This window comes from Streptomyces sp. NPDC052109, assembly GCF_040680195.1.
GTDB lineage: Bacteria > Actinomycetota > Actinomycetes > Streptomycetales > Streptomycetaceae > Streptomyces.
The window spans coordinates 159892-177592 of the sequence record NZ_JBFAWF010000003.1 but is presented as its reverse complement, the minus strand read 5'-3'; the positions used below and the strand labels follow the sequence as shown (position 1 = coordinate 177592).

The 17701-nt window shown below is 72.2% G+C and carries 17 protein-coding genes; 7 read left to right on the top strand and 10 right to left on the bottom strand.

Annotated features, from left to right (window positions below; genetic code table 11):
* A complete protein-coding gene (locus tag AB0L59_RS09510) occupies nucleotides 1–1110 on the bottom strand; it encodes an enolase C-terminal domain-like protein (RefSeq protein ID WP_365581210.1) in 1110 nt (369 codons plus the stop codon).
* Between the two features lie 10 nt (nucleotides 1111–1120).
* A complete protein-coding gene (locus AB0L59_RS09505) occupies nucleotides 1121–4156 on the bottom strand; it encodes an FAD-linked oxidase C-terminal domain-containing protein (protein ID WP_365581209.1) in 3036 nt (1011 codons plus the stop codon).
* Between the two features lie 127 nt (nucleotides 4157–4283).
* Here AB0L59_RS09505 and AB0L59_RS09500 point away from each other — a divergent pair, with 127 nt between their 5' ends.
* The 5 genes from AB0L59_RS09500 to rfbC all read left to right on the top strand — a co-directional run bounded on the left by AB0L59_RS09500 (nucleotide 4284) and on the right by rfbC (nucleotide 9386).
* A complete protein-coding gene (locus AB0L59_RS09500) occupies nucleotides 4284–4721 on the top strand; it encodes a MarR family transcriptional regulator (protein ID WP_365581207.1) in 438 nt (145 codons plus the stop codon).
* Entirely contained in the window at nucleotides 4718–6127 is a 1410-nt protein-coding gene (locus AB0L59_RS09495; protein ID WP_365581205.1) for an MFS transporter, read from the top strand. The genes AB0L59_RS09500 and AB0L59_RS09495 overlap by 4 nt, the downstream gene beginning before the upstream one ends.
* A gap of 7 nt (nucleotides 6128–6134) precedes the next feature.
* On the top strand, nucleotides 6135–6719 hold the full coding sequence (locus AB0L59_RS09490; RefSeq protein ID WP_365581203.1) for a hydrolase: 585 nt from the start codon (nucleotides 6135–6137) through the stop codon (nucleotides 6717–6719).
* A 122-nt stretch (nucleotides 6720–6841) separates the two neighbouring features.
* Nucleotides 6842–8773 (top strand): glycosyltransferase, encoded by a 1932-nt coding sequence (locus tag AB0L59_RS09485; protein WP_365581201.1) that lies wholly within the window; start codon nucleotides 6842–6844, stop codon nucleotides 8771–8773.
* 4 nt (nucleotides 8774–8777) lie between these two features.
* Nucleotides 8778–9386 (top strand): dTDP-4-dehydrorhamnose 3,5-epimerase, encoded by a 609-nt coding sequence (rfbC, locus tag AB0L59_RS09480; protein WP_365581200.1) that lies wholly within the window; start codon nucleotides 8778–8780, stop codon nucleotides 9384–9386.
* 16 nt (nucleotides 9387–9402) lie between these two features.
* Here the strand turns inward: rfbC and AB0L59_RS09475 are convergent, their stop codons facing one another.
* The 6 genes from AB0L59_RS09475 to AB0L59_RS09450 form a co-directional block, all read right to left on the bottom strand.
* Nucleotides 9403–10206 carry a class I SAM-dependent methyltransferase gene (locus AB0L59_RS09475; RefSeq protein WP_365581198.1) on the bottom strand — a complete coding sequence of 268 codons (804 nt, stop codon included), beginning with the start codon at nucleotides 10204–10206 and terminating at the stop codon, nucleotides 9403–9405.
* On the bottom strand, nucleotides 10207–11070 hold the full coding sequence (rfbD, locus tag AB0L59_RS09470) for a dTDP-4-dehydrorhamnose reductase (RefSeq protein ID WP_365581196.1): 864 nt from the start codon (nucleotides 11068–11070) through the stop codon (nucleotides 10207–10209).
* On the bottom strand, nucleotides 11067–12038 hold the full coding sequence (rfbB, locus tag AB0L59_RS09465) for a dTDP-glucose 4,6-dehydratase (RefSeq protein ID WP_365581195.1): 972 nt from the start codon (nucleotides 12036–12038) through the stop codon (nucleotides 11067–11069). Before rfbB ends, rfbD begins: the two co-directional genes overlap by 4 nt.
* The gene (locus AB0L59_RS09460) at nucleotides 12035–12928 is read right to left on the bottom strand and encodes a sugar phosphate nucleotidyltransferase (protein ID WP_365581194.1); all 894 of its coding nucleotides are present in this window, start codon (nucleotides 12926–12928) and stop codon (nucleotides 12035–12037) included. Before AB0L59_RS09460 ends, rfbB begins: the two co-directional genes overlap by 4 nt.
* Nucleotides 12929–13045: 117 nt before the next feature.
* On the bottom strand, nucleotides 13046–13228 hold the full coding sequence (locus AB0L59_RS09455) for a hypothetical protein (protein ID WP_365581193.1): 183 nt from the start codon (nucleotides 13226–13228) through the stop codon (nucleotides 13046–13048).
* 112 nt (nucleotides 13229–13340) lie between these two features.
* Nucleotides 13341–13709, bottom strand: a complete 369-nt coding sequence (locus AB0L59_RS09450) for a DUF6479 family protein (RefSeq protein WP_365581192.1) — start codon at nucleotides 13707–13709, stop codon at nucleotides 13341–13343.
* Nucleotides 13710–13822: 113 nt separating this feature from the next.
* On the opposite strand from AB0L59_RS09450, the gene ctaD reads away from it, so the two are divergent.
* Nucleotides 13823–15487 carry a cytochrome c oxidase subunit I gene (ctaD, locus tag AB0L59_RS09445; RefSeq protein WP_365581190.1) on the top strand — a complete coding sequence of 555 codons (1665 nt, stop codon included), beginning with the start codon at nucleotides 13823–13825 and terminating at the stop codon, nucleotides 15485–15487.
* Nucleotides 15484–15867, top strand: coding sequence for a cytochrome c oxidase subunit 4 (locus AB0L59_RS09440; RefSeq protein WP_365581188.1), 384 nt, complete (start codon nucleotides 15484–15486; stop codon nucleotides 15865–15867). The genes ctaD and AB0L59_RS09440 overlap by 4 nt, the downstream gene beginning before the upstream one ends.
* On the opposite strand, the gene AB0L59_RS09435 is transcribed toward AB0L59_RS09440, so the two are convergent.
* Entirely contained in the window at nucleotides 15803–17296 is a 1494-nt protein-coding gene (locus AB0L59_RS09435; protein ID WP_365581186.1) for a cytochrome bc complex cytochrome b subunit, read from the bottom strand. The genes AB0L59_RS09440 and AB0L59_RS09435 overlap by 65 nt on opposite strands.
* A complete protein-coding gene (locus AB0L59_RS09430; RefSeq protein WP_365581185.1) occupies nucleotides 17293–17568 on the bottom strand; it encodes a hypothetical protein in 276 nt (91 codons plus the stop codon). The genes AB0L59_RS09435 and AB0L59_RS09430 overlap by 4 nt, the downstream gene beginning before the upstream one ends.
* Between the last annotated feature and the right edge of the window lie 133 nt (nucleotides 17569–17701).

Here is a 17701-nt window from a genome sequence, read left to right as displayed (position 1 = left end):
TCACTCCACCCGGTACGGCTCGGCGCGTTCCGCCGCGAGGCTCAGCCCCAGCCCGGGCGTCCCGTCGGCGCCCGGCGTGACGCTCCCCCCGCCGGGGTCGAGGACGCCGTCGAAGAGGAGCCGCTCGATGCGGACGTGGTCGTGGAACCACTCCAGGTGGCGCAGCCGGGGTACGGCCGCGGCGACATGCGCGTGGGCGTGCGGGGCGCAGTGCCCGGAGATCTCGATCCCGCGCGCCTGGGCGAGCGCGGCGACCCGCAGCCAGACGGTGATGCCGCCGCACCGGGTGACATCGGCCTGGAGGCAGTCGACCGCCCCGGCGGCCAGCATGTGCTCGAAGTACGGCAGGGTGTAGCCGTACTCGCCGGCGGTGACGTCCATCGGCAGGCGGCCGCGGAGGTCGGTGAGCAGCGTGAGGTGGTCGGAGGAGACGGGCTCCTCGAACCAGGTCACGCCCTGGTCCGCGAGCGCGTCGCCGACACGTACGGCCTGCCCGCCGCTGTAGCCGCCGTTGGCGTCCACGTACAGCTCGACCCCGTCGCCGACGCTCGCCCGCGCGCGGACGACCCGTTCGAGGTCCCGGCTCTCGCGGCTGCCCCAGGACTCGGCGATCTTGATCTTGACGCGGGGGATGCCCTCGTCCTCGGCCCAGCCCCGCAGTTGGCGGTCCTGGCGGTCGGCGTCGTACGTGGTGAAGCCGCCGCTGCCGTAGACGGGCACGTCCTCGCGGGCAGCGCCGAGCAGGCCGACGAGGGGGAGGTCGAGCAGGCGGGCCTTGAGGTCCCACAGGGCGATGTCGACGGCGGCGACCGCCTGGGCGGCCACGCCGGGCAGTCCGGCATTGCGTACGGCCCGGCACATCCGTTCGTTGGCGAGCGGCACGTCGAGCGCGGGCAGGCCGGTGACGGTGCCGGCGAGGAGTTCGCGGACCACGTGGGCGGCGGCGGCCGGGGCGTAGGTGTAGCCGAGGCCGGTGGTGGTGCCCGAGCGCACGGTGGCCAGGACGAGGGTGGTCCTGTCCCAGGCGAGGGTGCCGTCCGCCTCGGGGACGTCGGTGGGGACGGTGTAGACGGCGGTGTCGACGGCGTCGACGGTGGGCCGGTCGCTCACGCTCGCCTCCTCAGACCCGGCGCCGCGCCGCGAGTACCACGCCGCCGGCGGCGAGGGCGGCGACGGTCGCCGTCGTCGCCCAGCGGGCGGTGCGCGAGGGCTCGGGCGGGCGGGCGGCCAGGCGTTCCGGCTGGTCGCTGGGCAGGGTGCCGTCGAGTCCGAGGGCCAGCACCTCGGCGAGGTGCAGTGCGCGGCGGCCGGTGCCGCCCTCCTCGATCTGGGTGCGGCAGCTGAAGCCGTCGGCGAGGACCAGGCTGTCGGGCGCGACTGCGCGTACGGCGGGCAGGACGCCCTGTTCGGCGACGGCCATGGAGACCTCGTGGTGGCCGCGTTCGAAGCCGAAGTTGCCGGCGAGTCCGCAGCACCCCTCGTCCAGGACCTCGGCGTCCAGGTGGGCGCGGCGCATCAGTTCGCGGTCGGCGTCGAACTTCATGATCGCGTGCTGGTGGCAGTGGGTCTGCACGGTCGCCTGCCGGGCGAGCTGCGGTGGCCGCCATTCGTCCGGGGCGTGGTGGACGAGCTGCTCGGCGAAGGTGCGGACCTGGCCGGCCAGCCGCTGCACGTCCTGGTCGGCGGGCATCAGCTCGGGCGCGTCGGCGCGGAAGACGGCCGTGCAGGACGGTTCGAGGCCGATGATCGGGGTGCCCGCCTCCAGGTAGGGGCGCAGCACTCCGAGGGTACGACTCAACACCCTTTTGGCCACCGCGAGTTGGCCGGTGGAGATCCAGGTCAGGCCGCAGCACACCGGCTCGGTGGGCACGGCGACCCGGAACCCGGCGTCCTCCAGGACCCGTACGGCCGACTTCGCGATCGCGGGGTGGAAATAGCTGCTGAAGGTGTCGGGCCACAGCACCACGGTGCGCGGGTCGGCCGGGTCCGGCTGCTCCCGGTCGCGGGTCTGCCACCACTGGAGGAAGGACTCCTGGGCGAACACGGGTGCCGAGCGTGCCCCGTCGATGCCGGCCAGCCGCTTGCCCACGCCGGCGAGGCCGGGCGCGTGCAGCGCGGAGTTGACCAGCGAGGGGGCGATCCGGGACAGCCGGGCCCACACCGGGAGGTAACCCATGGAGTAGTGGGCGGCGGGGCGCGTGCGGCCCTCGTAGTGGTGGGCGAGGAACTCGGCCTTGAGGGTGGCCATGTCGACGCCGGTGGGGCAGTCGGACTTGCAGCCCTTGCAGGCCAGGCACAGGTCGAGCGCGTCGCGTACGGCGGTGGAGCGCCAGCCGTCCTGGATCGCGGAGTCGGCGTGGCCGTTGAGCATCTCGAAGAGCAGCCGGGCCCGGCCGCGCGTGGAGTGCTCCTCCTCCCTCGTGGCCCGGTAGGAGGGACACATCACCCCGCCGGAGTGGCTGCGGCAGTTGCCGATGCCGACGCAGCGCATCACCGCCCGGTTGAAGGAGTGCTCGTCCTCCGGGAAGTCGAAGTAGGTGGAGGGGGTTTCCGGCCGCCAGCCGGGGCCGAGGCGCAGCTGACCGTCGACCGGGTTGGGGCGGACGATCTTTCCGGGGTTCATCCGGTCGCGGGGGTCGAAGAGGGCCTTCAGCTCACCGAAGGCGGTCACCAGCCGCTCGCCGAACATACGGGTGAGCAGTTCGCCGCGGGACTGGCCGTCACCGTGCTCGCCGGACAGCGAGCCGCCGTAGGAGGCGACGAGGTCGGCGGCGCGCTCCACGAAACGGCGGAAGTCCGCCACGCCGTCGGCCGTCCTCAGACCGAACGGGATGCGGGTGTGCACACACCCCTGGCCGAAGTGGCCGTACACGGACGGGTGGTCGTAGTCGAACTCGTCGAACAGCTCCTTCAGGTCCCGCAGATAGTCACCGAGCCGTTCCGGCGGTACGGCGGAGTCCTCCCAGCCCTCCCAGGTCTCCCGGTCGTCCGGCGGGCGCGCGGTGACGCCGAGTCCGGCCTCGCGGGCCCTGAGCATCTTCTGCTCGCGCTCGGGGTCGTCGGAGAAGGCGACCCGGCCTTCCTTCTCGTCGCGGCCGATGGCGCGCAGCAGGGCGTGGGCCTGCTCGTCGACGCCCTCCTGGCTGTCGCCGCTGTACTGCACCATCAGCCAGCTGTCGCCCTCGGGCAGCACGGCCAGCGAGTCCAGGTAGGCGCCCTCCTCGCGCATCAGCTCGGCCATGCGCCCGTCCAGCGCCTCCAGTTGGCTGGGCGAGCAGTGCTCCAGCAGGTGGGGGACGTCGTCGGCGGCGGCGCAGATGTCGTCGTAGCCGAGGACCAGCAGCGACTGGTACGGCGGCACCGGGACGAGGTCGATTTCGGCGCGCAGGACGGTGACGAGGGTGCCCTCGCTGCCGACGAGCGCCTTGGCCACGTCGAAGCCGTTCTCGGGCAGCAGGGAGTCGAGGTTGTAGCCGGAGACGCGGCGCGGGATCTTCGGGTAGCCGCGGCGGATGTCGGCGAGGTAATCGGTGGCGATGCGGTCCAGGCCGCCGTAGAGCTCGGCGAGCCGGCCGCCGCCGGCGGCGATCCGGGCGCGCTCGTCGGGCGGGGTGGGGCCGACCCAGGCGCGCTGTCCGTCGTAGGTGAGGATCTCCAGCTGCCGGACGTTGTCGACGGTCTTGCCGTAGGCCTGTGCGGAGGCGCCGCAGGAGTTGTTGCCGATCATGCCGCCGAGCGCGCAGTGGCTGTGGGTGGAGGGTTTGGGCCCGAACTGGAGCTTGTGCGAGGCGAGTTCACGATTGAGTTCGTCGAGGACGATCCCTGGCTCCACCACACAGGTCCGCCGCTCGGCATCGACGGAGATCAGCCGGGTGCAGTACTTGCTCCAGTCGATCACCACGGCGGTGTTGGTCGACTGTCCGGCCAGGCTGGTGCCGCCGCCCCGGGAGAGGACGGGGGCGTCGAAGCGTGCGCACACCGAAACCGCCCGGGCGCCCGCCTCGACCGTGCGCGGGACGACGACACCCAGGGGGACCTGCCGGTAGTTCGAACCGTCCGTGGCGTAGGCGCCGCGGCTGCCGGCGTCGAAGCGGACCTCGCCGTCCACCTCGGCACCGAGAGCGGCCTCCAGGCCGGACGTGTCCGCAGGGGTCATCTGCGCTCCTTGGATTCACCGATGTGCTGCTGTCCTGTCCGAGGACGAGCGAGTACCCGACGATTCACCAGGCAAAACTGAACAGCTTGGACTGGACAGTTTCGACTGCCGGTCCTAGGGTGGCGGCATGGCTGACATCTCCGACTCCGCCGCCCGCGCCGCGCGCGATCTGCGCGTGGTGTTCAGCCGGCTGCGGCGCCGCATCCGCGAGGTCGCGCAGGACACCGACCTCAGCCCCTCCCAGGAGTCGGCGCTCACCTTGGTCGGCAAGCACGGCGCCGCCACGGCCAGCGCGCTCGCCGCCGCCGAGGGCGTGCGGCCGCAGTCGATGGCGACCACACTGGCCGCGCTGGACCAGCACGGGCTGATCCGGCGCGCCCCCGATCCCGACGACGGCCGCCGGCAGCTGGTCACCCTGACCGACACCGGGCGGGCCCGCATCGAGGGCAACCGGCAGGTCCGCGAGGAGTGGCTGGCCCGCGCCTTCCAGGACCGCTACACCGAGGAGGAGCGGCAGACCGTCCTCGCGGCACTGGAGCTGATGGAACGGCTGTCGCAGTCGTGACACCGAGGCTCAGCGCACGCGCCGAGAAGGCCGCTCGCCCCTCCCCCACCGGATTCGACCGCCGGCTGATCCCTCCGATGCTCGTCGGCTCGGTGCTCAACCCGATCAACTCCTCGATGATCGCCGTGGCCCTGGTGCCGATCGGCGTCGCCTTCGGGGCCCCACCCGCCGAGACCGCCTGGCTGGTGTCGGCGCTCTACCTGGCCACGGCCGTCGGACAGCCCGTCATCGGCCGCCTGGTGGACATGTACGGCCCGCGCCGGCTCTACCTCGCCGGTACGGCCCTGGTCGGCGTCGCCGGTCTCCTCGGCGCGCTCGCGCCCTCGCTGGGCGCGCTGATCGCGGCCCGGGTCCTGCTGGGCTTCGGGACGTCGGCGGCGTACCCGGCGGCCATGCGGCTGACCCGCAGCGAGGCCGAACGCACCGGGCAGGACAGCCCGGCCGGGGTGCTGGCCGCGCTGGCCGTCGCCAACCAGACGGTGGCCGTCGTCGGGCCCGCGCTCGGCGGCCTGCTGATCGGGTTCGGCGGCTGGCGTGCCGTGTTCGTCGTCAACGTGCCGCTCTCGGCGGCCTGCCTGGTGCTCGGCGCGCTGCGGCTGCCCCGGTCCGGGACGATCCGGCGGCGCGGCGTGGACCTGCCCGGCATGGCCCTGTTCGCCCTGCTGCTGGTCGCGCTGATGCTGTTCCTGATGGACCCGCGCGCCGAGCGCTGGTACCTGCCGGTGCTGTCGGCGGCCGCTGCCGCGATTTTCGCGCTGCGCGAGCTACGGGTGCCGGACCCGTTCATCGACCTGCGTGTCCTCGGCGGCAACGGCCCGCAGCTCGCCACCTATCTGCGCCAACTGCTCGCCTACACCACCTCGTACGCCTTCATGTACGGCTACACGCAGTGGCTCGAGCAGGGGCGCGGGCTCAGTGCGTCCACCGCCGGGCTCGTGCTGCTGCCGCAGTCGGCGGCCGCGCTGGTCGTGTCCGCGCTCAGCGGACGCCGGGAGGCGGTGCGCGGCAAGCTCCTCATCGGCTCGGTGCTCCAGGTCGCGGGCTGTGCCCTGATGCTCCTCGTGCGCGCCGGCAGTCCGCTGTGGCTGCTGCTCACGGCCGGTGCGGTGCTCGGCATCCCGCAGGGGCTCCTGGGCCTCGCCACGCAGAACGCCCTGTACCGGCAGGCCGACCCGGAGCGGATCGCCTCCGCGGCCGGGCTCCTGCGGACCTTCGGCTATCTCGGCGCGCTGGCCGCGTCCGCCGCCACTGCGGCTTGCTACCCACACCGCGCCGACACCCCCGGGCTGCATGCCCTGGCCCTGTTCATGCTCGCCTGCTCCGCCCTGTTGCTGGCGACGACCCTGCCCGACCGTTCCCTCGGCCGGCTCACCTCCGCAGCCACCACAACCCCTGGAAAGGCCTGACCGACTCATGTCGCTCACCACGCTCGACCCCCGCACCGCCCTTGTCGCGATCGACCTGCAGAACGGCATCGTGGGCATGCCCGTGCAGCCGCACGCGGCCTCGGACGTCGTCGCCCGCACGGCCGCACTGGCCGAGGCGTTCCGCTCCCGGAACCTGCCCGTGGTCCTGGTCCGCGTCTCCTTCGCCGCCGACGGCGCCGACGCCGTCCCGGGGCGCACCGAGCGCCAGCCGCGCGGCCTCGCCTTCCCCGAGGGCTGGGACCTCGTCGTCGACGAGTTGTCGGGGCACCCCGGCGACATCCACGTCACCAAGCACAACTGGAGCGCCCTGCACGGCACCGACCTGGACGTCCAGCTGCGCCGCCGCGGCATCACCCAGATCGTGCTGACCGGCATCGCGACCAGCATCGGCGTGGAGTCCACCGCGCGGGACGCCTACGCCCACGGCTACCACGTCACCCTCGCCACCGACGCGATGTCCGATGCCGACGCCGGGGCGCACGCGAACAGCGTCGAGCGGATCTTCCCGCGGCTCGGCGAGAGCGGCACGACGGCCGAGGTCCTGGAACTGCTCGCCAAGACCCACGCCTGACCGGCCGGCCCGGCACCTTGCGCGGGGCCCCGTGCCCCTGCGCGAGGTGCCGGGTTAGCATTCGGCCACGCCCACCGTGCCACCGAGGCAACGGCGAGCGGACAAAGGGGGCTTGGAGCCGGATGCCGGTCAAGGTCAGCGTCATCGTCCCCGTGTACAACCCGGGGCCGTACATCGAGGACTGCATCGCCTCGCTGCTGCGCCAGTCGCTGCCTCCCGACGCCTACGAAGTGATCTTCGTGGACGACGGCTCCACCGACGCCACCCCGGCCCGCCTGGACGCGCTCGCCGCGGAGCACCCGCACGTCCGCGTCATCCACCAGGCGAACTCCGGCTGGTCCGGCAAGCCCCGCAACGTGGGCATCGAGGCCTCCGGGGGCGAGTTCGTGATGTTCGTCGACAACGACGACCGGCTCGGCGACGAGGCCCTGGAGCGGATGTACGACTACGGGGTCGCGAACAAGGCCGACGTGATCGTCGGCAAGATGGCCGGAAAGGGCCGGCCGGTGCCGGTGGAACTGTTCCGCCGCAACCGCCCCCACGCCACCGTCGGGAACGCGCCCCTGATCGACAGCCTCACCCCGCACAAGATGTTCCGGCGTTCCTTCCTGGACCGCACCGGCCTGCGCTTCCCCGAGGGACGGCGGCGCCTGGAGGACCATGTCTTCGTCACCGAGGCCTATCTGCGCGCGGACAACGTCTCGGTGATCGGCGACTACGTCTGCTACTACCACCTCAAACGCGACGACGCCTCCAACGCCGGCTTCCAGCGCTTCGACCCCGTCGGCTACTTCAAGAACCTCCGCGAGGCCCTCGACGCGGTGGAGCGGTACACCGAGCCGGGCCCGCTGCGCGACAGGCTGCTGCGCCGCTGGCTGCGGGTGGAGATGGTCGAGCGGATGAGCGGGCGCCGGTTGCTGGCGATGCCCGACGACCACCGGCGCGAACTGCTGCGGGAGATGCGCGCGGTCGTCGTCGAGCGCTTCGGTCCCGGGGTCGCCGCCGGACTGCGCCCGGCCCAGCGGATCGTGGCCGCGCTGATCCGCGAGGACCGCTACGACGACCTGGTCGCGTACGCCACGTGGGAGGACGGGGTGCGGCCGCGCGCCGTCCCGGCCGGTGTCGCCTGGCGGGACGGCACCCTGCGCATCGACCTCAGCGCCGAGTACACCGGCGCCGGGGGCCCGCTGACCGTCCCTGTGGACGCCTCGGGGCCCCCGGCGGACGGGGCGCCCCGTGATGTCGCCGAGGCCGCGTCCTGGCTGGCGGCGGCCGCCGACGCCGGTTTCGGGACCGCCACCGTGGACCTGGTCGTGCGCGACCGGGAGAGCGCGGCCTCCTTCTTCCAGCCGGTGGAGGTCACCCGCGAACGGGTCCCGGCCGAGGACGGCGGCAGCCGTCTGGTACTGCGCGCCACCGCCACCGTCGACCCCGCCCGCGCGGCCGGCGGCGCACCGCTGCACGGCGGGCTGTGGGACCTGTACGCGCGGGTCGGCCTGGGCGGCTGGACCAAGGAGTGCCGGCTGGGCCCCGCCCCCGGGGCGGGGCTCGCGCTCCCACCGGCCGGGATCGTCGCGGACCGGGTCCTGCTGCCGTACTGGACCAAGCAGCACCGCAATCTGTCCCTGGACGTGGACCGCGCCGTGAAGGGCCTCGGTCTGCACCGGCTCACCCCGGCGGACGCGGCGGTCTCCGACGCCGAGACACTGACCGTCGCACTGCCGCTGTGCGTGCCCGACACCACGGCGGCCACGGTCCGCCTGGTCGGCGCCTCGGGCCGGACGGTCGACCGGCCGGCCGTCCTCACGCCCGCCGACGGCGTCCATGCGCTGCTGGAGACGGGTCTGCCGCTGGGCGAGCTGCGGAACGGCCTGTGGCGCACGGAGCTGCGCCTGTCCGGGGGACGGACGCTGAAGCTGCCGCTGCTGCTGCGGGTGGGCCGCACGCGCGGTGCCGTGGAGGTGGTCCGGCCGTCGCCGCCCGGTATGCTGCGCCGGCTGGTGCGCGGGGCACGGCGCCTGCTGGGCGGGGTACTGACGACAGGGAAGGCGTGACGGCGTGCGACAACTGGGGATAGGTGACGCCTGGGTGCTGGAGCCCCAGGTGTTTCCGGACGACCGGGGCAGCTTCCACGAGTGGTACCGGGACCAGGAGTTCCGCGAGGCCACTGGCTACGACCTGCAGCTCGTCCAGGCCAACTGCTCCGTCTCCCGGCGGGGCGTGCTGCGCGGCATCCACTTCGCCGACGTGCCGCCCGGTCAGGCCAAGTACGTCACCTGTGTGCGCGGCGCCGTCCTCGACGTCGTCGTGGACATCCGCGTCGGCTCCCCCACCTACGCGCAGTGGGAGGCCGTACGCCTCGACGACGAGTCCCGGCGCGCGGTGTTCCTCGCCGAGGGGCTCGGGCACGCCTTCATGGCCCTCACCGACGACGCCACGGTGGTGTACCTGTGCTCGGCCGGGTACGCGCCGAAGCGCGAGCACGGGGTGCACCCGCTCGACCCGGTGCTGGGCATCGCCTGGCCGGAGGGCATCGAGCCGGTGCTGTCGGACAAGGACGCCGAGGCGCCCTCGCTGGCTCAGGCGGAGCGGTCCGGGCTGCTGCCCGCGTACCGGGACTGCTCCGCCCACTACCAGCGGCTGCGCTCCGGGGAGTTCGGCGGCTGAGGGCGTTCGGGCGAGGTCAGCGGCCGACGGCGTAGGGGGCCAGTGCGCGGCGCAGCGACTCCCAGCCCCGGGGGCGTTTCGTGCCCCGGTTGCGGGCCGCGACCAGCGGCTTCCAGAAACCGGCGGCGAGGAACTCCTCGGGCCTGACGGCCGTGGTGCGCCCCAGGACGGACTCGGGGACCTTCTGCGGGTCGGGGACGTCGAACTCCGCGACGATGTCGTCGTACTTGTCCTTGAGGACGGTGTTCATCGGGTCGGCGCCGAACACCACCAGCTGGCCCGTGGGAGCGGTGTCGACCAGGACCGTGACCAGGTCGGGGCGGTGGCGGCCCAGGATCTCGATCAGCTTGTAGACGTCGCCTGTCCAGGCGTCGGTGTGCCGGTCGCGGGCGGCCTCGTCGATGTTGCGCGGAAGCATGTCGTCGAAGACGATGATGCCGGCCCAGTCCGCGTGCTTCTCGATGTTGATGAAGTCGCGCAGCGCGTACTCGAAGAGGTGCATGCCGTCGATGAACGACAGGTCGAGCGTGGTGCGCTTCCAGTAGCCGAACGGGCTGCGGTTGCGGGCGAGGTTGCGCAGCGGGTGGCGGCCGCCGCGCAGATGCGCGAGGGGGTTCTCGCGGGCGAAGAAGTCGTCGCTGGTCGCCTTCGCCAGATGGACGTCGCAGCGTACCTCCGTGACCACCTTGAACGCGGGGTCGATCGCGATGCTGGGCACCCGGGACAGCGTCAGGCTGCGGCCGTCGTTGACGCCGATCTCCAGGTAGTTGCGGTTCGCGCTGACCTTGTGGAGTTCCCGCAGGAACTCGTGCCGTTTCACTTAGGACGTCTCCTTGCGGATGTGGGGCAGTGCTTCCTGCAGGGCGGACCGCCAGTCCCTGAGCGGTGCGAGACCGGCCGTCCGCCACCGTGCGTGGCCGAGGACGCTGTAGGCGGGCCGGGCCGCGGGCCGGACGAAGGCCCCGCTGCCGGTGCGGCGCACGCGGTCGGGGTCGGCGCCGGCCAGCTTGAACACCTCGCGCGCCAGCTCGTACCAGCTGGCATCGCCGGAGCTGGTGGCATGGAAGACGCCGTGCGCGTCCGTGGCGCCCAGGTCGGCGATCCGGGCGGCCACGTCCGCGCTCCACGTGGGCTGCCCGCGCTGGTCGTCCACGACGTCGACGGTGTCGCGGCCGGCCTCCAGCTCCAGCATCGTGCGGACGAAGCTGCGGCCGTGCACGCCGTACAGCCAGGCCGTGCGCAACACGGCCGATCCGCCGGGGAGTTCGGCCCGTACGGCCCGTTCCCCGGCGAGCTTGGTGCGGCCGTACGCGGTGTGCGGGGCCGGTGGATGGTCCTCGGCGTAGGGGGAGGTGCGGGCCTCGCCGGAGAAGACGTAGTCGGTGGAGACGTGGACCAGGCGGGCGCCCCGTGCGGAGCAGGCGCGGGCCAGCAGCCGGGGGCCCCCGCCGTTGACGAGCAGCGCGCGGTCCTCGTCGGTCTCGGCGGCGTCCACGGCCGTGTAGGCGGCGCAGTTGACGACCACGTCCGGCCGGTGGTCGGCCAACGCCCGCTGTACGGCGCGGGGTTCGGTGATGTCGAGGGCGGCGCGGTCCAGCCCCGTGACGTCCTCGCCGCGCATCCGCAGTTCGTGCACGGTGTCGTGGCCGAGCATGCCGCTCGCGCCGGTGACCAGCCACCTCATCGGGCGCTCCGCCTCTTCAGCGGCTCCCACCAGTCGCGGTGGTCGCGGTACCAGGCGACGGTCTCGGCGAGCCCGGACGCGAAGTCCCGGCGCGGGCGGTAGCCGAGTTCGTCGCGGGCCTTGCTCCAGTCGACCGAGTAGCGCAGGTCATGACCTCTGCGGTCGGTGACGTACGCGACCCTTCCCCAGCCGGCGCCGCACGCGTCGAGGAGCAGGCCGGTCAGCTCCCTGTTGCTCAGCTCGGTGCCGCCGCCGATGTTGTAGACCTCGCCGGGGCGGCCCTGGGTGCGCACGAGGTCGATGCCGTGGCAGTGGTCGTCGACGTGCAGCCAGTCGCGGACGTTGCGTCCGTCGCCGTAGAGCGGGACCTTCAGGCCGTCGAGGAGGTTGGTGACGAAGAGCGGGACCACCTTCTCGGGGAACTGGTGCGGGCCGTAGTTGTTGGAGCAGCGGGTGACCCGGACGTCCAGGCCGTGGGTGCGGTGGTGGGCGAGGGCGATCAGGTCGGAGGCGGCCTTGGAGGCGGAGTAGGGCGAGTTGGGCGCGAGCGGGTGCTCCTCCGGCCAGGATCCGGTGTCGATGGAGCCGTAGACCTCGTCGGTGGAGATGTGCACGAACGGGCCGGTGCCGTGCCTGAGGGCCGCGTCCAGCAGGGTCTGGGTGCCGAGGACATTGGTGCGGACGAACTCCCCCGCGCCCGCGATCGACCGGTCGACGTGGGACTCGGCGGCGAAGTGCACGACCTGGTCGGCGTCGGCCATCAGCTTGTCGACCAGGGCGGCGTCGCAGATGTCGCCGTGCACGAAGTCGAGCCGGGGATGGCCCTGCGGAAGGTTGGTGAGCGTGCCGGCATAGGTGAGTCCGTCCAGCACGGTGACGCGGGGCGCCTCGGGCGAGTCGTCGGCGAGGAGCATGTGGACGTAACGGGAGCCGATGAACCCGGCGGCGCCGGTGACGAGGAGGTTCATGAACGGATCCGCACCTTGCCGTGGTCTCCGAGGACGAGTCGGTGGGCACGGGGCACTCCGGCCGCCGGGGCGTGCCGGCCGATCAGCGAGGAATCGATCCGGGCCGCCCCGGCGACGGAGGAGTCCCGCGGCACGATGGGCAACTCCGGTTCGCTGGGGGTGATCCGGCGGTCCGCGACGGAGCTGTAGGGGCCGACGGAGCAGTCGCCGACGACGGTCCCGGCGCCGACCCCCTCGTCGATGACCACCCGGCCGACGGTCTTCGCGGCGTCGTCCGCCTCACCGGCGATACGCCGCTCCAGGCGTTCCAGCACGGTCCGGTGGACCTCCAGCATGTCGCCGACGTTCCCGGTGCCCTTCCGGTGGCCGCCGATGGCGGTGGACCGCACGGCGGCGCGCGTGCCGACGAGGTACTGGAGGGCGTGGGTGATCTCCGACTCGCCCCGCCAGGACGGTTTCACGGCGCGTACGGCCTCGTCGCTCCCGGGCTGCTCGGGTTTCTCCTGCAGGCCGACCGCCTGACCGGCCGTGTCGAGTTCGGCGGCGCCGAAGGCACGCGGATCGGCGGCGGGCGTGCGGCACATCGCGAAGTCCTCGTCGCCGGGGAAGTCACGTGCGACGAGGACGGCGTGCGCGAGACCGAGGGGGCGTTCCTGGCGGATGCGGGTGACGTCCAGGCCGAACTCGGGGCCGTCGCCGACGGCTTCCCCGATCTCCCCCGCGCTGTCCCCGACGACGGTCCCGACCTCGGTGATCCCGTCCTCCGCGAGAGATTCGAGGCCGTGGGACACCACGGGCTCACCGGCCACCGGTACGAGCGGTTTCGCCGGGGTGTGCGTGATCGGTCGCAGTCGGGTGCCGGAACCGCCGGAGAGCACCAGAGGCTTCATTCGCCCACCCTAACGGCGATCGTCCGGATCGGACCTTCGTTTGTATGACCGGGTTTTTACGCCGGCGTTGCTCTGGTGCCGACAGGAGTTTGCCAGGTGGTGTTCTCCGGGACCCGCTCAGTCCTCGCCGCGCACGATGTTGTCCTCGGCGCCCTGCTGCTGCGTGACACCGCGGTCCAGGACGGCGGGGAGACAGGTCCGCACTCCCCGGTCGCGCCGCCGGAGGGCCTTCGCCCAGCCGGTCTCGGCGTAGGGCAGCGGGGCGGGTTTCTCAGTGGGATGCGCGGTCACGTAGTCCATCTTCTCTCTGCGTCACCGCACCGGCGGGACCGGTCCGTCGGTCCCGCCGGTGGGTGTCGATCGGTGCCTCCCCGAGTCCCCTCGGCGGCGCGCCCGCAAACGCGCTCGCGGCTCAGGTCCGGCCGCCGCCTCCGCCGCCGAAGGATCCGCTGGAACCGGGCGACCAACGCGGCCGGCGCTGGTCTTCGGCGCGCCGGGAACGGACGTTGCCGACCTGGTAGGGGGTGAGACGCTCGCTGTTGTCCGCGGCCCGGGGCACCTCGTCGGGTTCGCGCATCTCGTGGGTCTCGTGGACGGGCCCGGACGGTGGCACCCGGGGCTGCTCGTGGGGGCGGGGCGGGTCCGGTTCACGCTGGCGCACCTTGAAGCCGAGCCGGAACGCCCAGATCAGTCCGGCGGCGCAGGCGACGCCGACGAGCAGGATGAGGACGTACCCGAACACCTGGGCTCCCGTGGCGGCTGTGTACATGGCGGAGTTCATGACCGCCGGGTACCCCTCCGAGCGGCGGATACGACCCCTGATCCGAGGCGTGGCGCACGGGAGGCCGCAGGTGACGGGGAGTAGCGTCACACGTGATGACGGAACTACCGGAAATGTCGGACACCCACGAGATCGTCGCGCGCTACACCGCCCCCGCCCCGCGCCCTGGCCGGAGCCTGCTGCGCTGGCTCTCCACCGCCGACCACAAGGTGATCGGCCGCCTCTACATGGTCACGGCGTTCAGCTTCTTCCTGCTCGCCGGGCTGCTCGCGCTCGGGATGCGCGCGGAACTCGCGCGGCCGGGTCTGCAGTTCCTGAGCAAGCAGGGATACGACCAGTTCTTCACGATCCACGGCACGATCATGATGCTGCTGTTCGCCACCCCGATGTTCGCCGGGTTCGCCAACGCGGTGATGCCGCTGCAGATCGGCGCGCCCGACCTGGCCTTCCCCCGGCTGAACGCACTGTCGTACTGGATGTACCTGTTCGGCGGCTTGATGGTGGTCTCCGGTTTCCTGGTGCCCGGCGGGGCGGCGGCGTTCGGGTGGTTCGCCTACGCGCCGCTGAACAGCGCCTACTTCTCCCCCGGTGCGGGCGGTGACCTGTGGGCGATGGGGCTGGTGGTCTCCGGTGTGTCGACGACGCTCACGGCGGTGAACTTCGTCGCCACGATCCTGTCCCTGCGCGCGCCGGGCATGACGATGTTCCGCATGCCGATCTTCACCTGGAACGTGCTGTTCACCTCGATCCTCATCCTGCCCGCGTTCCCGGTGCTCACGGCGGCGCTGCTGGCGCTGGAGGCCGACCGGAAGTTCCAGGCGCACGTCTTCGACGCGGCGAACGGGGGCGCCCTGCTGTGGCAGCACCTGTTCTGGTTCTTCGGGCATCCCGAGGTCTACATCGTGGCGCTGCCGTTCTTCGGGATCGTCTCGGAGATCCTGCCGGTGTTCTCCCGCAAGCCGCTGTTCGGCTATCTGCCGATGATCGGGGCCACGATCGCCATCACCATGCTGTCGGCGGTGGTGTGGGCACACCATATGTTCGCCACCGGCGCGGTGTTGCTGCCGTTCTTCTCCATCATGTCGTTCCTGATCGCGGTCCCCACGGGCATCAAGTTCTTCGCGTGGATCGGCACGATGATCCACGGCTCGGTGTCGTTCGAGACGCCGATGCTGTGGTCGCTGGGCTTCCTGATGTCTTTCCTGCTGGGCGGGTTGAGCGGGGTGCTGATCGCCTCGCCGCCGCTGGACTTCCATCTGACCGACACCTACTTCATCGTGGCGCACCTGCACTACGTGCTGTTCGGCACGGTGGTGTTCGCGATGTTCGCCGGGTTCTACTTCTGGTGGCCGAAGTTCACCGGGAAGATGCTGGACGAGCGGCTCGGAAAGGTGCACTTCTGGCTGCTGTTCCCGGCGTTCCAGCTGACCTTCCTGGTACAGCACTGGCTCGGCGAGGAGGGCATGCCCCGCCGGTACGCGGACTATCTGCCCCAGGACGGCTTCACCCTGCTCAACACCCTGTCGTCCGCGGGCGCGGTCCTGCTGGGCATCTCCACCCTGCCGTTCCTCTACAACGTCTGGCACACCGCCACCAGGGGCGAGAAGGTCGGCGTGGACGACCCGTGGGGGTGGGGCCGTGGCCTGGAGTGGGCGACGTCCTGCCCGCCGCCGCGGCACAACTTCGTCGCGCTGCCCCGGATCCGCTCGGAGTCCCCGGCGTTCGACCTGCATCATCCGGAGGTCCGGAGCCCGGCCGGAGAGGAGCTGGCGCGATGAAGGCCGAGGCGATGCTGTTCGGCGGGGTGGCGGTGTTCTTCGGCGGGTCCGCGGCCCTGTACGGGGTGTGGTCGGGGGAGGAGGCGGGCACCGTCGCACTGGTCGTCGCCTGCGGGATGGCCGGGCTGGTCGCGTTCTTCTGTCTGGTCCAGTACCGGCGCAGGGGGACCCGGGCCCAGGACCGCACCGAGGCCGAGGTGGCGGACGCGGCCGGGCCGGTGGCGTTCTTCCCCGACGAGAGTCCGTGGCCGATCGTCACCGCGCTCGGTTTCGCGGTGACGGCGACCGGCGTGGTCTTCGGGCTGTGGCTGTTCATCATCGGTCTGGGCGTTCTGGCGCGGGGGGTGTACGGGATGGTGTTCCAGTACGCGCACCGGTGAGCGGCCGGCGCGGGGCCCCGGGCCGGAACGTGTCCACGGGCTCGTGATCGGTCTCGTACCCGCCGGTGACGCTCTGCCGGATCTCGCCCGTGGGCACGCCCTCGGCGAGCCGCTCGTTCTCGGCCGCCGTCAGGGCCCGGCACAGCCACCGGGTCACCAGGAAGGCCAGGACCGGGGCCACGATCAGGGCGACCCGCAGCGTCCAGGTGATGGCGTTGACGGAGACGTGGAAGGTCTGGGCGATGACGTCGTTGCCGCCGGCCAGCAGCAGCACGCCGTAGCACACCGTGCCCGCCACGCCGAGCCCGGTGCGGACGGGCCGCTCGCGGGGCCGGTCGCACAGATGCCGCTCGGTCCACGACTCGCCGGTCAGCCGCTGCTCCACGAACGGATAGGCGTACAGCACGAGGAACAGCAGGGCCGGCAGGACGACCGCCGGGAGCAGGACGTTCCACATCAGGGTGTGACCGGCGAGGTTCGTCTCCCACGGTGGGACCAGCCGCAGCGAACCCTCCAGGAAGCCGACGTACCAGTCGGGCTGGGAGGCGGTGGAGACCTGGTCCGGGCGGTAGGGGCCGTACTTCCACACCGGGTTGATCTGAGCGATGCCGGCGAGGAGCACCAGGACGCCGCCGACGATGACGGCCAGTCCACCGGAGGAGCCGGTGAACTGCGGGAGGAACGGCTTGCCGACGGCGTTGTCCCGGGTGTGGCCCGGGCCGCGCCACTGGGTGTGCTTGAGGTACACCACCAGCATCAGGTGCACGGCGACCAGGGCGAGCAGAACACCCGGGAGCAGCAGGACGTGCAGCGGATACAGGCGGGTGATGATGTCGTGGCCCGGGTACTGGCCGCCGAAGGCGAAGAAGGCCACGTAGGTGCCGACGACCGGGATCGACAGCATGATGCCCTGGGCGATGCGCAGTCCGGTGCCGGAGAGCAGGTCGTCCGGGAGCGAGTACCCGGCGAAGCCCTCGGCGAGCGAGAGCGCGAACAGCGTCACCCCGATCACCCAGTTCATCTCGCGCGGCCGGCGGAAGGCACCGGTGAAGAAGATCCGCAGCAGGTGCGCGCCGATCGCGGCGACGAAGACCAGCGCGGCCCAGTGATGGGCCTGCCGCATCAGCAGTCCGCCGCGCACGTCGAAGCTGATGTGCAGGGTGGAGTCGAAGGCGGCCGACATGCGCACTCCGCGCAGGGGCGCATAGGGGCCCGCGTAGACGACCTCGCGCATCTCCGGCTGGAAGAACAGGGTCAGCCAGACCCCCGTCAGAACCAGCACCAGCAGGCTGTACAGGGCGAGTTCGCCGAGCAGGAACGACCAGTGGTCGGGGAACGCCTTGCGCAGCATCGGGCCGCCCTCGTACACGGGCAGTCGGGCGTCCAGGGCGTCCACGAGCCGCTCCGGGCGGCGGTCGGTACGGCTCATGCGTCCTCGGGTTCCGCCGCCGCCCGGGCGACCTCTGCCTCCACCTCGGGCCGCGGCCGGCCCGTGTCCCTCGCGTACTCGCTCAGCGCGGTCTGCACATCCCGGGCCAGGTCCCGCCAGGCACGCAGCGCGGTCTCGTAGGTGCCCGACTGGGCGTCGGTCATCCGCCGCTCGGCCGGCGGGCCGTAGGCGTCCCGCAGGTCCTCGACCGTGGCGTGGGCCGCGTCGGCCGCGCGCTGCTTCTGCACGAGTTCTTCGAAGGTGTGTGCCACACCAGTCGACCCTAGGCACCGCTTGCGTGATGTGCCTCCCCAAGCGTCGCCGACCTACGCGAAACGTACCCGTGTGGCGGTCAGCCGCCGGGGACGGGCCGACCACGCCCAGCGGCCACCGCACCCGAGGGCC

Coding starts and splice junctions, on each gene's coding strand:
- AB0L59_RS09500 (WP_365581207.1), top strand. CDS start 4,284: ATGGCTGACATCTCCGACTCCGCCGCCCGCGCCGCGCGCGATCTGCGC.
- AB0L59_RS09460 (WP_365581194.1), bottom strand. CDS start 12,928: ATGAAGCCTCTGGTGCTCTCCGGCGGTTCCGGCACCCGACTGCGACCG.
- AB0L59_RS09485 (WP_365581201.1), top strand. CDS start 6,842: ATGCCGGTCAAGGTCAGCGTCATCGTCCCCGTGTACAACCCGGGGCCG.
- AB0L59_RS09440 (WP_365581188.1), top strand. CDS start 15,484: ATGAAGGCCGAGGCGATGCTGTTCGGCGGGGTGGCGGTGTTCTTCGGC.
- AB0L59_RS09505 (WP_365581209.1), bottom strand. CDS start 4,156: ATGACCCCTGCGGACACGTCCGGCCTGGAGGCCGCTCTCGGTGCCGAG.
- rfbD (WP_365581196.1), bottom strand. CDS start 11,070: ATGAGGTGGCTGGTCACCGGCGCGAGCGGCATGCTCGGCCACGACACC.
- AB0L59_RS09450 (WP_365581192.1), bottom strand. CDS start 13,709: ATGAACTCCGCCATGTACACAGCCGCCACGGGAGCCCAGGTGTTCGGG.
- ctaD (WP_365581190.1), top strand. CDS start 13,823: ATGTCGGACACCCACGAGATCGTCGCGCGCTACACCGCCCCCGCCCCG.
- rfbB (WP_365581195.1), bottom strand. CDS start 12,038: ATGAACCTCCTCGTCACCGGCGCCGCCGGGTTCATCGGCTCCCGTTAC.
- AB0L59_RS09455 (WP_365581193.1), bottom strand. CDS start 13,228: ATGGACTACGTGACCGCGCATCCCACTGAGAAACCCGCCCCGCTGCCC.
- AB0L59_RS09435 (WP_365581186.1), bottom strand. CDS start 17,296: ATGAGCCGTACCGACCGCCGCCCGGAGCGGCTCGTGGACGCCCTGGAC.
- AB0L59_RS09490 (WP_365581203.1), top strand. CDS start 6,135: ATGTCGCTCACCACGCTCGACCCCCGCACCGCCCTTGTCGCGATCGAC.